The organism is Roseofilum capinflatum BLCC-M114 (genome assembly GCF_030068505.1).
In the GTDB taxonomy this organism is placed as follows: domain Bacteria; phylum Cyanobacteriota; class Cyanobacteriia; order Cyanobacteriales; family Desertifilaceae; genus Roseofilum; species Roseofilum capinflatum.
The window spans coordinates 24,420-38,113 of the sequence record NZ_JAQOSO010000114.1 but is presented as its reverse complement, the minus strand read 5'-3'; the positions used below and the strand labels follow the sequence as shown (position 1 = coordinate 38,113).

The 13,694-nt window shown below is 46.1% G+C and carries 12 protein-coding genes and 1 pseudogene; 10 read left to right on the top strand and 3 right to left on the bottom strand.

Annotation, left to right across the window (positions count from 1 at the left end):
• The first annotated feature begins 162 nt into the window (after positions 1 to 162).
• From PMG25_RS22130 to PMG25_RS22115, 4 genes are all read left to right on the top strand, one after another.
• On the top strand, positions 163 to 1,143 hold the full coding sequence (locus tag PMG25_RS22130) for a phosphoenolpyruvate carboxykinase (ATP) (RefSeq protein ID WP_283769070.1): 981 nt from the start codon (positions 163 to 165) through the stop codon (positions 1,141 to 1,143).
• Positions 1,136 to 2,284 (top strand): 50S ribosomal protein L11 methyltransferase, encoded by a 1,149-nt coding sequence (locus PMG25_RS22125; RefSeq protein ID WP_283769069.1) that lies wholly within the window; start codon positions 1,136 to 1,138, stop codon positions 2,282 to 2,284. The genes PMG25_RS22130 and PMG25_RS22125 overlap by 8 nt, the downstream gene beginning before the upstream one ends.
• On the top strand, positions 2,277 to 4,091 hold the full coding sequence (locus PMG25_RS22120) for an ABC transporter ATP-binding protein (protein WP_283769068.1): 1,815 nt from the start codon (positions 2,277 to 2,279) through the stop codon (positions 4,089 to 4,091). The genes PMG25_RS22125 and PMG25_RS22120 overlap by 8 nt, the downstream gene beginning before the upstream one ends.
• Positions 4,092 to 4,228: 137 nt before the next feature.
• Complete coding sequence (locus PMG25_RS22115) at positions 4,229 to 5,401, top strand: nucleotidyltransferase domain-containing protein (RefSeq protein ID WP_283769067.1); 1,173 nt, start codon at positions 4,229 to 4,231, stop codon at positions 5,399 to 5,401.
• Here the strand turns inward: PMG25_RS22115 and PMG25_RS22110 are convergent.
• Positions 5,392 to 8,259 carry a GAF domain-containing protein gene (locus tag PMG25_RS22110; protein WP_283769066.1) on the bottom strand — a complete coding sequence of 956 codons (2,868 nt, stop codon included), beginning with the start codon at positions 8,257 to 8,259 and terminating at the stop codon, positions 5,392 to 5,394. The two genes, PMG25_RS22115 and PMG25_RS22110, sit on opposite strands and share 10 nt — an antisense overlap.
• 78 nt (positions 8,260 to 8,337) lie before the next feature.
• Between PMG25_RS22110 and PMG25_RS22105 the strand changes: the two genes are divergently transcribed.
• The 3 genes from PMG25_RS22105 (at position 8,338) to PMG25_RS22095 (ending at position 11,611) form a co-directional block, all read left to right on the top strand.
• On the top strand, positions 8,338 to 9,528 hold the full coding sequence (locus PMG25_RS22105) for a quinone-dependent dihydroorotate dehydrogenase (protein WP_283769065.1): 1,191 nt from the start codon (positions 8,338 to 8,340) through the stop codon (positions 9,526 to 9,528).
• Positions 9,518 to 10,417, top strand: coding sequence for a PfkB family carbohydrate kinase (locus tag PMG25_RS22100; RefSeq protein WP_283769064.1), 900 nt, complete (start codon positions 9,518 to 9,520; stop codon positions 10,415 to 10,417). The genes PMG25_RS22105 and PMG25_RS22100 overlap by 11 nt, the downstream gene beginning before the upstream one ends.
• Before the next feature lie 69 nt (positions 10,418 to 10,486).
• The gene (locus PMG25_RS22095; RefSeq protein WP_283769063.1) at positions 10,487 to 11,611 is read left to right on the top strand and encodes a cupin-like domain-containing protein; all 1,125 of its coding nucleotides are present in this window, start codon (positions 10,487 to 10,489) and stop codon (positions 11,609 to 11,611) included.
• A gap of 22 nt (positions 11,612 to 11,633) precedes the next feature.
• Here PMG25_RS22095 and PMG25_RS22090 read toward each other — a convergent pair whose 3' ends face one another.
• Positions 11,634 to 11,777, bottom strand: coding sequence for a hypothetical protein (locus tag PMG25_RS22090; protein ID WP_283769062.1), 144 nt, complete (start codon positions 11,775 to 11,777; stop codon positions 11,634 to 11,636).
• 442 nt (positions 11,778 to 12,219) lie between these two features.
• On the opposite strand from PMG25_RS22090, the gene PMG25_RS22085 reads away from it, so the two are divergent.
• Positions 12,220 to 12,624, top strand: a complete 405-nt coding sequence (locus tag PMG25_RS22085; protein ID WP_283769061.1) for a hypothetical protein — start codon at positions 12,220 to 12,222, stop codon at positions 12,622 to 12,624.
• Between the two features lie 5 nt (positions 12,625 to 12,629).
• Positions 12,630 to 13,055, top strand: a complete 426-nt coding sequence (locus tag PMG25_RS22080) for an HNH endonuclease (protein ID WP_283769060.1) — start codon at positions 12,630 to 12,632, stop codon at positions 13,053 to 13,055.
• Between the two features lie 29 nt (positions 13,056 to 13,084).
• On the opposite strand, the pseudogene PMG25_RS24575 reads toward PMG25_RS22080, so the two are convergent.
• Positions 13,085 to 13,285 (bottom strand): annotated as a pseudogene (locus PMG25_RS24575) (element excision factor XisI family protein); the annotation flags it as partial.
• A 201-nt stretch (positions 13,286 to 13,486) separates the two neighbouring features.
• Here PMG25_RS24575 and PMG25_RS22075 point away from each other — a divergent pair.
• On the top strand, positions 13,487 to 13,687 hold the full coding sequence (locus PMG25_RS22075; RefSeq protein WP_283769059.1) for a hypothetical protein: 201 nt from the start codon (positions 13,487 to 13,489) through the stop codon (positions 13,685 to 13,687).
• The last annotated feature ends 7 nt before the right edge of the window (positions 13,688 to 13,694 follow it).

Sequence of the window (13,694 nt, the reverse complement as noted above, 5' to 3'; positions counted from 1 at the left end):
GTTAACTCAAAATAGTTCTAGTCCTGACCAGAACTGTGATAACCATGGTCAAACAGCAGGAGGAGATAGCAAGTGTACTCTAGCAGTATTTAAGACTGGCTACAATATGTGATTTTCACTTGCTTGTTATATAACAAGTTATTCTTGTTTACCCTGGTAATAGTGTCCTCCTTTTACTTTACGTTTGGCTTATTTCTTCAAGCCAATTTTCATATTCCTGGTGTAGTGCCTTTAGCTCACCTAAAAGAAGTTGATCTTACCGTATGGTTCAAGAGTCAACCTTTTTGGCTCAACAAAACATTACAGGCTTCTTTACCAATTTGGGCTGAAAGTTCCTATGTAACTGAGGCTGGCTGTCCCGTTTGGAAAGTGGAAGAACTAGGAAAAGCCTATCTTCAGTTGACCTATATAGATCGCACTCAGTTCATCATAGACCGTCAGGGAACTGAAGTCTGGGGGACTTGGCCGGAAGAGTTGACATTGGAAGATACTGCGACCTATTTGCTCGGCCCAGTCATGGGTCTGGTTTTGCGTCTGCGGGGGGTGACCTGTCTTCATGCGAGCGCGATCGCCGTCGGAGATCGCGCCATAGCCATCGTCGGTCGTTCCGGTGCAGGAAAATCCACCACTGCGGCTGCATTTGCTGAACTCGGATATCCCATCCTTTCGGATGATATCGTCGCTCTAGTCGAGCCAGATAACCAGATTCTGGTTCAACCTGCTTATCCCCGACTCAGACTCTGGCCCTCTTCTGTGGAGATCCTCTATAACAACCCCGATGCGCTTCCTCGTCTGGTTCCCACTAACCCCACTTGGGATAAAAGCTATTTAGACCTCAATCAAGAGAAGTACAAGTTTCAGGATACGCCCCTACCTCTAGCTGGCATTTATATATTAGGCGATCGCACCAATTCTTCTCCCATTCCAGCGATCGCCCAACTGCCAAAACGTCAAGCCTTAATGGATCTGATTGCCAATACCTATGCCAATGTACTCCTCGATAAAACCATGCGCCAACAGGAGTTCCATTTTCTCAGTCATACCGTCAATCAAGTCCCGGTTTATCAACTGAATGCTCACCCCGACTCGGAGCATCTATTCAACATTCCATCTGTGATTTTAGAGAACTTATCCCATGTATAGTGTATCGGGTTACGGCTCCATGATCGGCGATCGCGGCCGCATGGAAGCCTATACGCAAGCTCTGAAACAATCCATTACCCCCGGTTGTGTTGTCCTCGATATCGGCACGGGAACCGGTATATTTGCCCTGCTTGCCTGTCAATTCGGAGCCAAGAAAGTCTACGCCATTGAAACCAATCCGGCGATCGAAGTGGCAAAACAAGCGGCAGTTGCCAATGGGTATAGCGATAAAATTGAGTTTATTCAAGATTTATCTACTCAAGTAGAATTACCCGAATTAGCCGATGTCATTATCTCCGACTTGCGGGGAATTTTACCTTTATTTCAGCAACATATTGGCTCTTTAGCTGACGCGAGAAAGCGATTATTGCGTCCTGGAGGGGTGTTAATTCCCCAAAAAGATAAAATTTGGGTGAGTGTGGTAGAAGCACCGAATTTATGGAATAGAATTAACGATCCTTGGGATAAATATTGCTATGACTTTAATATGAACGCGGCGAAAAAGATCGTTAATAATGTTTGGGGAAAAGGCTGGGTAACACCGTCTCAATTATTGGCGCAACCGCAACTTTGGGCAACCTTGGATTATGGAACCCTTGAGAATCCGAATGTGGGAAATCAGATGCTCTTTGAACCGTCTCGCAGTGGCACAGGCTATGGGTTGAGTGTATGGTTTGATGCTACGTTGATTGAGGAAGTTGGGTTTTCCACGGCTCCAGGGATGCCAGAATTGATTTATGGGACAGCGTTTTTCCCCTTTTTAGAGCCGGTTGAGATAGGTTTGGGCGATACGATTTCTGTGAATTTACAAGCTAACTTGGTAAACAGTAGCTATATCTTCCGTTGGGATACTCAGGTATTCGAGCAGGGGAAAGAAAGCCAGTGTAAGGCTCAGTTTAAGCAGTCTACATTTTTTGCCGAATCCCTTGCTCCTCAACAGTTGCGGAAGCAGGCAGGAAATTTTGTGCCGCAATTAAATCAAGATGGTAAGATCGCGCAAGTGGTTTTAGAGGCTATGGGGCAAGGACAATCGGTGAGCGAGATTGCAGGAAGGTTAATGGAGCAGTTTCCGGAGGTGTTTTCTAGTCCGAAAGAGGCTCTAACACGGGTGGGACAATTGTCTACAGTGTACAGTGAATAGGATCGCCGCGATCGCCTCCCGCTTGCAACGGTTGCTCTATCTCCGAAAAGCCGTTCAATTGGTTTGGGAGAGTACCCCTAAGCTCACGCTGGCAAACCTTGTTTTGGTGTTTCTGCAATCGGTTTTACCCCTGGTTTCTCTTTATCTCACCAAGTTAATCATCGATCGCATCACCGAAGGCATTGCTACTCCCGAAACCTCCCTACAACCGGTACTCCTGCTGATTGTCATTGCTGCATTCGTGGCAATTCTGGGCGATGGACTGAGATCCTTAGCCGGATGGGTGAGTGAAGCGCAATCTCAAATCGTCACCGACTACGTGCAAAATCTGCTTCATGCTAAGTCCATTGAAGTGGATTTAGAATACTACGAAAATGCCCAATACTATGATTTTCTCCATCAGGCACAGACTGAGGCAGCTTACCGTCCAACTGTCATTGTAAACCGATTCATCCAATTAGGCAATAGCAGTTTATCCTTAATTGGGATAGGATTACTCCTCTTTTCCTTTGATTGGGCGATCGCCCTCATCCTGATTATCGCTGCCATCCCCGTTTTTCTCGTTCGCCTCAAGTTTTCCCAACAGCTTTATCGGCAATGGCAACAATGGACTCCCCAAGAGCGCATGGCCCATTATTACAGTACCTTAATCACCCAAGTCGATCATGCTAAAGAAATTCGCCTATTTGACTTAGGAGAACTCTTTGGCAGACGCTTTAATACCCTGCGTCAAGCCATTCGTCAGCAAAGAATATCCCTATCTGCCCGTCGTTCCTTTGCCGAAAGTATCACCCAAAGTAGCGCCACCCTAGCCGTTTTTACCGCCTTTGCACTGATGGCAGATCGGGCAATTATGGGCGCGATTACCATTGGCTCGGTGGTAATGTACTATCAAGCCTTTCAGCGCGGGCAAACCTTACTGCGAGAAAGTTTAAGTTATTTGGCTTCTTTGTATGAAAATAGTTTATTTCTCTCCAACTTTTACCAATTTCTCGACTTAAAACCCACCATTATTTCACCACCTCACCCTGTCCCCTTGCCCGCTTCCATCCCAGGAAAAATAGAGTTCGATCGGGTGAGTTTTTCCTATCCCCATAGCCAACGATCTGTCCTGGAAGATATTCATTTTACTATTGAACCGGGAGAAACGATCGCCATTGTGGGGGAAAATGGAGCCGGAAAAACGACGCTCATCAAACTATTATGCCGCCTTTACGATCCTACGGCGGGCAGTATTCGTCTAGATGGCATTGATCTGCGAGATTTATCTCCCACTGAAGTGAGAAAAAACATTAGTATTGTCTTTCAAGATTATGCCCATTATCATTTAACGGTGCAAGAGAATATTGGAATCGGAGATATTAAAAACTGGGACAATTTATCCCAGATTCAGCGAGCGGCTCAATGGGCGAAAATTGACCAAACCATTGCGAAACTACCCCAAGGATATGATACCATTTTGGGGAAACAATTTATTAATGGAGAAGAACTGAGTATTGGGGAATGGCAGAAAGTGGCGATCGCCCGCTCTTTCCTAAGCCAAAATCACCCGATTTTAATTTTAGATGAACCTACAAGTGCCTTAGATCCGCAAGCGGAAGCTGAAATTTTAGAACAGTTGAATCAACTGACGCAAAAAAGAACCTCTATCATCATTAGTCATCGTCTGTCAACGGTTAAATTTGCTGACCGAATTTTAGTCTTGAAGGAGGGTGAAATTGTGGAAACGGGCAGTCACAGACAGTTAATGGAACAATCGGGAATTTATGCCACACTTTTTAATACTCAAGCCCACTATTATCGGTAATTGTAATACAGAAATTGGCACTTTTTCAAGTCAATTGGTCAGGTGGGCATTGCCCACCCTACCAGCTTCTCCCATGGGAGAAGGGAACAGAAGTTCCTCTCCCAGTGGGAGAGAGATATAGGGAGAGGATACTAACTATGCGGCTAGAACATCAATTAATTTTGAACTGCGCTCGCACTTACCATTCAGGTGAAAATCAAGATCAAATTTTAGATTTTCTCTCTAGAGATCTCGATTGGAGTTATATTTTATATTGGATCAACTATCATGGCTTAATTCCACTATTTTACTGGACAATCAAAGAATTAAAAAATGGAGTCAATCCCGATTTTTTTCAACTCATCCATCGACAGTTCAAGGAAAACACCTATCGTAACTTATCTCTTACTCAAGAACTGATTAAAATTACCCAAATTTTTGAGAAGGAAAAGATTCCAGTTTTGGCATTTAAGGGGCCAGTTTTAGCCCAAACTGTTTATCAAAATCTGGGGTTGAGGCAGTTTTTAGATTTAGATATTTTAATCCCTAAAGATGCGGTAAGTCAAGCTTCACAAACTTTAAGAGAACAGGGTTATCAGCCTCAGTTTGAATTTAAGGGATGGCAAGAAAAGCGATATACCCAAATTCGATTTGAGCATAATTTCTATTCTTCGGAAAAAGATATGTGTATTGATTTACATTGGTCGTTGATTTCTTCTGCGCTCTCGTTTCACGAGCAACCCCAACAGATTTGGGAGGATAAAACCTATCAAGAGCAAGTGCAATTGGGTAATCAAACTCTTCTGACTCTATCCCCAGAGGCTTTATTATTATTTTTATGTGTTCATGGGGCTAAACATGATTGGTCTCATTTATCTTGGGTTTGTGATGTTGCTGAATTGCTGCATCGATATCAAGATTTAGATTGGTTGTGGATTGAGCAGCAAGTGGGTCATTTGGGAACCCAAACGATGTTAGAATTAGGTTTAGGATTAGCCCACACCTATTTAGATGCTCCGGTTCCTGAAGATTGGGTGAAGAGATTAGAAAAGAATCATAAGATTCAGGAGTTAGGAAAATTAGTAGAAGGGCAATGGTTTAATTCTCCATCTGAGGGGAATAGTCTGAGATTAATGGGACAAATTTATGTACAGACGATGGATTCGCCCCGCGATCGCCTCTGGTACTGGTTTGACTATGTAGCCACTCCTACCCCCCTAGAGTGGGAAATACTACCTTTACCCTCCGGGTTATTTTTCCTCTACTATCCCTTGCGACTACTACGTTTACTCTGGAAGTACCGCCCAAAGTGGGTTAAGACTCAATCTTGAGCCGATTCAACCGGTAGCAATAACTGAAACATCACAGAGTGATTTTCCAAGGGATAAGTATTAAAATAACCCCCTAAACTTTGCATCAGGGACTGGCAAATGAGCAAATATAGACCAGGGGGCTGATCGAGTAAAGAAGGACTGAGTAAATCGGGCGATCGCCCCTGCTCAAGTTCAGCTATCAAGTTCGGTTCTAATAAGGTGGCACAAACAATGGAGACATCAAACAATGAAACAGGTTGCCCTTTACCCGACCGATCGGAATTCTGGCGCAAACGCTCTCGCATTCTCCCTTGAGCCGGTGGCAATTCTGTCTCAGAAATCCCATTACACCAAATATCCACTTGTCCTTTCGGCTGGGCCATTTTGCAGGTAATTCCTAAAATTTCGTGGAAAATCAACTCTAACTTCACCACATCTCCGGTTAAATTCACGGCTCCAGGTTGTCCCTGCACGCGGATAAATAACTCCCGCTTTTTGACCAAGGTATCCACCCGTTCGATCGCCCGTTTAATTAAACTCACTAACGGCATAGCCATCTGATACCACTCTAATTCCCATTGCTCATCTCTGAGCATTTGCGCCAGATGACTCAAGGTGGTATTGAGCGATCGCAATCCTTGCTGATAACGGGTTAGAGTGAGAGCATCCTTGGGCGTACCCAAACTATGGAGTTTTTTCAATTCTGTACTCAGTTTGCGATAAATAATCTCGCTGCGACGTTGCTTATACCAAGTCAACTTTTGGGCCCGATCCTGCTGGACTTCAAAGTGAGTTTGTAATTCCATCCTCCGTTCAGACCAAGCCAGTTGTCGTACCATAATCGTCAACACACTCAGATAGCGATCGGACCACAAACGGCCGGGAGCATCGGCTAACACAATAATTCCTCTGGCAATCTCCTGTTCATCCCCCCGAAAGGCGATCGCCGCAATTTCCCCAATCCCCGATCCAGTCAACCACTGACGAGTCACAGCAGGCAGATCTTCAGCCGAAACCTGATACACGCCTGAGCTGGCTAAAACCTCTTGCAGCACTGGATCGTGGGCGATATCAATTTTGCCTTGAGTCTGTATATTAAACTCTGGGCCACTGACCTGAGCCATCGTAATATAGCCTATCTGAGGCTTATCCAAAGACCAACTAATTTTCAGCGCCAGGGGAACCTTAAAGACCTGGGTGATTTTTCGTAGAGCCTCTTCCTCTAGGCTTTCAGAGGACTCATCGCCCGTTGATTGAATCGCTGTTTGTCCCCATTGAATCAAAGATTGTAGTTTTTCCTGTTGTTGTTGACGGCTATGGAGTTGCCATTGATGGAGGATCAACCCCAACTGTTGAGCCACCACCCGCACCAATTCCAGTTCTGTTCCTTCCCAGGTGCGAGCCACATCATGGCCAACCATCAGCACCCCTTCCATCTCATGGCCGATCGCCGTATTACACAGTAAAACACTCTTAATCCCGACTTGGGTAAATAGGGGTCGCCAAGTCATCAGTTGTTGATCTTCCTCCCAATTTTCAATCGAGATCGCTGCTCTCGACTGTTCAAGCTGCTGCCATTCATCCACATCAGGAACCGGTAAGGGGGAAGGTAGGGGACGACGGTTACCCGGTTGACTTTGACAGACCACCTCAAAATGATTCTTATCGCGATCGTAGAGCAACACCAAAAACCGCTCCACCCCTAGGCGATCGCACACCAAATGGGCACAATGATCTAGAGTCTGTCGCCAATCCTCCTCAGAATAGATCGATCGCACCAACTCAGCCGTCAGGGCCTGGTCTTGTTTGGTGCGCTCTACTGCGGCCTCCATCGCTTCTAGGGGAGCCATCAGAGCAATTAACTGAGCCACTCCACGCACATAATTTCGTTCGGCATCCTCCCAAATTCGAGGCTCATTGCCCTCGATCGCCAAAAAGCCTAGTAACTCATTCTGATAGATAATCGGAGCCGCCAACAGGGAACGAGCCTTAATTTGCTGCATTAACCGACTGGTGGTATCAGCCTTCAAAGAACTGCGAGCTTCCCCCACCGAGACCACCTGATCGGCTACCAGAGCCTTATAAAACCCAATCACCTCCTGTACCGTAATCCCAGAGGAGGCTTGATTGGTTCCGGCCTGGGTTTTCTGAACATTCGTGGTTCTGCGCCAAAAATAGCGGCGTTCGCGCTCAAACCAATAAATATTCGTGCGATCCGGGGTCAAAAATTCATGGGTTTTGGCCACCACCACATCTAACCTTTGGCGAAAATCGGAGAGCGATCGCAACTGATCCAATAATTCTAATAAGGGTTTATCCGGCCGTTTCGCCAACTGCCTGCGCCAATTGGCTTCCATCTCATTTAATGTGGCTGCCAGTTCGCCAAAAATCATTGATAGGCGAGCCTTTTCATCCGATCGCGGTGAAATTCCCCACAGGGTCGATCCCAAAATCACCACCCCAAAACACAGGGCCCGATAGCGCAGAGGAAAGATAATCGTGCCTTGAATATTCAATTTTTCCGCTAACTTCCGCCATTCGCCAGCCCGTCGCTCTTCCCGTAAGTCGGGAACCCCGGCCGGTTTTTGCTGGATCACCACTTGCTCGAACAAGTCTCCAGGACTTAAGGCAAACGTTTGTTTGAGGATGGCGCGATCGCCTCCCGACGGCAGATTTCCCCCTTTGCCAAATAAGCGATGCTCTCGCCGGTCATACAAACCAATCCAGATTAAGTCATATTCAAATTCCGTTTCAATATACTCAAGAGTTGTGTCAACCAACACATCAAGATTCTCCTCTTCCCTCAAGGTTTGGAGAGTCCGACCTAGGGTAACCAGTTGTTTTTCGCTTTGTTTCGGTATGGACTGCTGAGGCATAGACCGAGGGTTCTAGGGATAGTGAATAAGGGCGAATGACGAATCAATAATAGACAAGCTGAGTGTCGATCGTGAATAATGGGTAACTTGAATCTGGGCGAAAAACGCGAAAAACGATCGAATATCCATTATCCACACTTTCAATTGGAACCGTTCCCCATGCTTGAGCAATTTATCTTTGCAGGACTTAAAGTTGATCCAGAAGATCTCCATCACTTAGTTATGGGCGCTTTAAGCTGGTTAAGTCATCAACGGATCATCAGCTATGCCACCTTTATCGATCGGACGTTAGGGTTAACGGACGATCGCCTCGCGCAAACCCTCTGGGGATTAACCTTTCCCAATCCGGTAGGATTAGCAGCCGGATATGATAAGGACGGTCTAGCAGTCCGAATGTGGGATCGTTTAGGCTTTGGATCGATGGAACTGGGTACAGTCACCCTCCATCCGCAACCGGGTAATCCCCGTCCCCGTTTGTTTCGCTTAACTCAAGACCGAGCCGTTTTAAACCGTATGGGATTTAATAACGAGGGCGCTGAAGCTATGGCAGAACGGTTGAAAAATGGCCAACATTGCCCGACCCCCCATCGAATTCCCATTGGAATCAATTTGGGTAAGTCCAAGATAACACCCCTAGAAAATGCGGCAGCCGATTATGGCCAGAGTTTTCGTCTACTCAGGGATTGGGGAGATTATTTTGTGGTCAATGTCTCTTCACCCAATACTCCTGGTTTGCGATCGCTCCAAGATGCCAGCCAACTGAGTCTTATTTTAGAGGCTATCCAACAGGAAAACCAAGGGGGCAAACCCTTATTGGTGAAAATTGCCCCGGATCTGGAGGATGGGGCGATCGCCGAGGTGGTGAATTTGGCCCAAAGTTATCAGTTATCTGGGATTATTGCCACCAATACCACGATTGATAAACGCGCTCTGAAAACCCAACTGAATCCCAAAACTGGCACTCCCATCCAGGAGGAGCAGGGGGGAATTAGCGGGGTTCCGTTGGGCGATCGCTCCACGGAAGTAATCCGCTTGATTTGGCGACAAACCCAAGGTCAATTACCCATTATTGGTGTGGGGGGGATTTTCACCCCAGAAGATGCTTGGCAGAAAATCACCGCCGGAGCCAGTTTGATTCAAGTCTATACCGGTTGGGTCTATCAAGGCCCTTGGATGGTTAAGGGAATTTTACAGGGGTTGTTAGATAAGTTAGATGAGGAAGGATTAGACTCCTTAGCGGATGCGGTCGGGAGAAATAATGAAGGATAAATCCGGTTTATTTGTGGGTTTGACGACCCTAGATTTCCTCTATCTAACTGCTGAAATTCCCCAGGTGAATGAGAAACGGGTGGCAGTGGATTATACTGTGGCGGCGGGTGGCCCGGCCACGAATGGGGCGATCGCCTTTGAATATTTGCGACGCTCCCAGGGTCACAGTGGCTCAACCCAACTGCTGGCGAGTGTGGGAAATCATGCCCTTAGCGGTCTGATTCGGGCCGATTTGGAGGAGTATGGGGTGAACTGCACCGATCTTGACCCCCAACGCTGCGATCCCCCCCCAGTCTCTTCTATTCTCGTTACGCCACCAAAGGGCGATCGGGCCGTGATTTCCATTAATGCTACCCATGCACAAGCAGCCTGGAATCCAGAGTTTATAGCTCTATTAGATCCTGTGCAGGTGCTGTTAATTGATGGCCATCAAATGGCCATCAGTCAGGAGTTGGCCAGGGTTGCCAAGGAACGTAAAATTCCGGTGATTATTGATGGAGGGAGTTGGAAACCTGGATTTGAGGGAGTTCTGGCTTTAGCGGATACGGTCATTACTTCAGCGAATTTCTATCCCCCTGGATGTGCGAATCACGAACAGACGATCGCCTATTTAGTCCATTTAGGCATTCCCAAAATTGCCATTACCCAGGGAGAAGGGGCGATCGCCTACTATAATCAAGGGAAACAAGGACAAATACCGGTTCCTCAAGTGTCCGCAATCGATACATTAGGCGCTGGCGATATTCTCCATGGTACATTTTGTTATTATTCCCTAGAATTAGACTTTGTAGAAGCCTTAACTCAAGCGGCCCAGATTGCCTCAGTTTCGGTTCAACAGTTTGGAACCAGAGCTTGGATGAAAGATCGGGGTGGGGAGATGGGGGGATAGGGAGATGGGAACGTTTTTGGCTTTGCTCCCTTTGGTATTGATAATCAGTCGTAATTTAGAAGCAAGATCATGACAGACGCTCAACCCATGACCATCACCTTGCCGCCCCTGCGGATTACGGTGAATAATCAACAACAGGTGAACCTAGAGTGGATGCCCCAAACTCAAGGTCAACCGCCGCCGAGTCAACCGCAAATTCCAGACAATTGGAAACGGTGGATCGCCTTAAATAAACTCCATAACAAGCCGGAACAGTCGATGATTGAGGCGATGCAAAAACAGGGGATTGATGCCAACCTCGCCCGTCTTGCCATTAATCAAGTCATGGCCGAACCGTCCTATCAAATCGGGGACAATATGGCCCAAATGCTGCGAAAATTAGAATCTACTTTAGCCATTCAACAGCAACTCGCGGCCCTCTCGTCTAAGGGGAACCGGATTGAGCGGCGATCGGGGGTTTCTAGACAGGAGTTTCTCGATCGCTATTATGCCACCAATACCCCAGTAATCCTCACGGATTTAATGCAAGATTGGCCAGCGATGAAAACCTGGTCACCGGAATACTTAAAAGAAAAATACGGCCGAGTTGAAGTTCAAATTCAAGCCAACCGCAACAGCAACCCCGACTATGAGATTGAATGCGAAAAGCATCGTAAAACTATGCTGCTGGCTGACTATGCCGATCGAGTCTTAAATGGGGGCGAGGACAACGATCATTATATGGTTGCCAATAACCAAAACCTAGAGCGTGAGGAATTAAAAGGGCTGCTCGATGATATTATCTTTTTCCCCGAATTCCTCAATCCCGAAGAAGTTTCTAATCGGGTCTTTTTCTGGTTTGGCCCCAGTGGAACCATTACCCCTTTGCACCACGATCCCGTCAATTTAATGATGGCTCAAGTCTACGGACGTAAACGGTGGCGCTTAATTTCTCCCCAGCAGACCCCCCTACTGTACAATTATGTCGGGGTATTTAGTAAGGTGGATTGTGAGAATCCAGATTATCAGAAATATCCCCTGTTTAAGAATGTGCAGATCATTGAAGAGGTCTTGCAACCGGGAGAAGTTATTTTTGTGCCTGTAGGCTGGTGGCATCAGGTAAAAGCCCTAGATGCCAGCATTTCCTTATCGTTTACTAATTTTGTGTTTCCAAATTTTTACACTTGGCAAGACCCTAATATTAAGGCGTGGTAAGATCGCAAACTCTTAGAGTGCTTTAGGCTTTAATCCAGTGTTGAACTAAATGACCGTCTTCCTTAACCCAAACTGCTTTGAGTGAGGTTTTTTGCGAATTTTGGGAATTTTTTACCCCATAGACGTTGGAAGACGGGGCAGTAACTTCAGGTATAGAAAGCAACATGGGACTACCTCCGAAAAAAGTTTTTGTTTATAGAGAGGGTATAGCGTTTCGCGCTCTTGTATTTACCACTGTTGTCGCTGAAACTGAGTCTAGATCAGATATTTCTAAAAACGAAGTGTAACGGTGTAACTGTGGGGAGCGCTGGGCGCTATTCATCTTGTTTTTTTATCTATTCTTAGTTTAGCTCTGGGCTGAAGCGATGGGTGTGATCTTCATCAATCTTATGAAAAGAGTGATGGAGTAAGTGATATCAAGTCCGCAGAGGGTTATGGCTCTTGATTTAACTTTTAAAAAAGCGCCTAACGCACCCTACCAGAACTACCAGAACTACACCCTTTACAAATATGAGTAACCAGATTTGCCCATCTCCCGTAGGTTTTGAATGTCCTGTTTTATCTAAAAACGCTAAACTAACTGAGAGAACATCAGTAAATTGCTTGCCATGAGTACCTACAAACTCACGATAGAGTTGTCTGAAACCATCTTTCACAAGCTTACAGCTTTAGCTCATCAAAACCAGTCTTCACCAGAATCTCTTACCCTTGAGAGCATTCTATCCTACTTATCTGGCACAGAAGAAAGCACACTGCAACAAATGCAGAGCTATTCCCAAGCTCAACTCCTCAAAATCGCCCAGCAAACGGTTAGCAATTCTCATCAATTGCGTCACGAAAGCCTATTGGAGAGCAACCAAAACGGGACGATCACACCCCAAGAACGTTTAGAGCTACAGGACTTGCGACTCAAAGCGGATCGACTGATGTTACGCAAAGCCTACGCTTGGGATATTTTAGGCACAAGGGGCTATCCGATGCCTGAACTAGAGGAGATCGAACTTTCCGAGTGATGACAATGACAAACTTATCAAAGCAAGTCCGGCAACAAATCTGGGCGCGTGCAGGATTTCGTTGCGAATATTGTCAGAGTTCCATGCGATTGACAGGAATGCCGCTCGTCATTGATCATGTCCAACCTAAAGCCCTAAAAGGCTCTGATACGATGGAAAATCTAGCGGCTTCTTGCTACCGATGTAATGAATTCAAGGGCGCTCGAACGTCAGGTTTCGATCCTGAAACTCAAACAGATGTTATGTTATTCAATCCAAGAGAACATAACTGGTCTGAGCATTTCGCTTGGGATGAAAGCGGAACTCTCGTTCAGGGGTTAACGGCGATGGGTCGTGTAACTGTAGCGGTACTTCGTCTCAATAATGATGATATTGTTGCCGCTAGAGCAATTTGGGTGAAGTGGGGGTGGCATCCGCCTCAAGTAGATTGACTGACTTCATCCTTTTTTAAAAAGCAAGCTCAACTCGCAGCAAAGTCAGTAAACTTGCGTTTATATGGGGCTTTAAAAGCCAAAACGATATCCTGTTTAGGAACGCCCGCTTCAACCAATTCATTCGCCACCCCAATTTCCGTCCCATCCCGTTCGATCCAAATTTTCCCCTCTTTTATTTCCACATAAATAATACAACCAAAGACTCGCGTTAGCCCTTGCCAACCTATATAGTCAATTGGATTAAGGTTGAGACACGACGATACACACACAACCTGTCTAGAATACCCGTATCTGTAGGGGCGAGCGGCCGCTCGCCCCTACAAAAATGTCTCACTGTTATTTGAATTGACTATATTCATCAGTTGATAGCGATTCTCCTACGGAGACGCTACGCGAACGCGCTCCGGGTCAAATAACAATTGAACTTCTTGAATAAAGAGATTCTCGTCAGTAATTGTCCATTGATCTTTTTCGAGGGCTGTTTTAACGGCGATAAAACTCCGTTTTCGGCTGTCGCCGACATGAAACGCTTCGCGATCGCGGGCTGTAACAACGGAAATTCGTTAGAATTTCCAAGAGTGACAGAAGAGGGGTATGAGATAGGCGATCGCCAGAATCCCGACTTCTGATGGTTGT

Coding starts and splice junctions, on each gene's coding strand:
- PMG25_RS22125 (WP_283769069.1), top strand. CDS start 1,136: ATGTATAGTGTATCGGGTTACGGCTCCATGATCGGCGATCGCGGCCGC.
- PMG25_RS22115 (WP_283769067.1), top strand. CDS start 4,229: ATGCGGCTAGAACATCAATTAATTTTGAACTGCGCTCGCACTTACCAT.
- PMG25_RS22110 (WP_283769066.1), bottom strand. CDS start 8,259: ATGCCTCAGCAGTCCATACCGAAACAAAGCGAAAAACAACTGGTTACC.
- PMG25_RS22105 (WP_283769065.1), top strand. CDS start 8,338: ATGGGTAACTTGAATCTGGGCGAAAAACGCGAAAAACGATCGAATATC.
- PMG25_RS22100 (WP_283769064.1), top strand. CDS start 9,518: ATGAAGGATAAATCCGGTTTATTTGTGGGTTTGACGACCCTAGATTTC.
- PMG25_RS22095 (WP_283769063.1), top strand. CDS start 10,487: ATGACAGACGCTCAACCCATGACCATCACCTTGCCGCCCCTGCGGATT.
- PMG25_RS22090 (WP_283769062.1), bottom strand. CDS start 11,777: ATGTTGCTTTCTATACCTGAAGTTACTGCCCCGTCTTCCAACGTCTAT.
- PMG25_RS22085 (WP_283769061.1), top strand. CDS start 12,220: ATGAGTACCTACAAACTCACGATAGAGTTGTCTGAAACCATCTTTCAC.
- PMG25_RS22080 (WP_283769060.1), top strand. CDS start 12,630: ATGACAAACTTATCAAAGCAAGTCCGGCAACAAATCTGGGCGCGTGCA.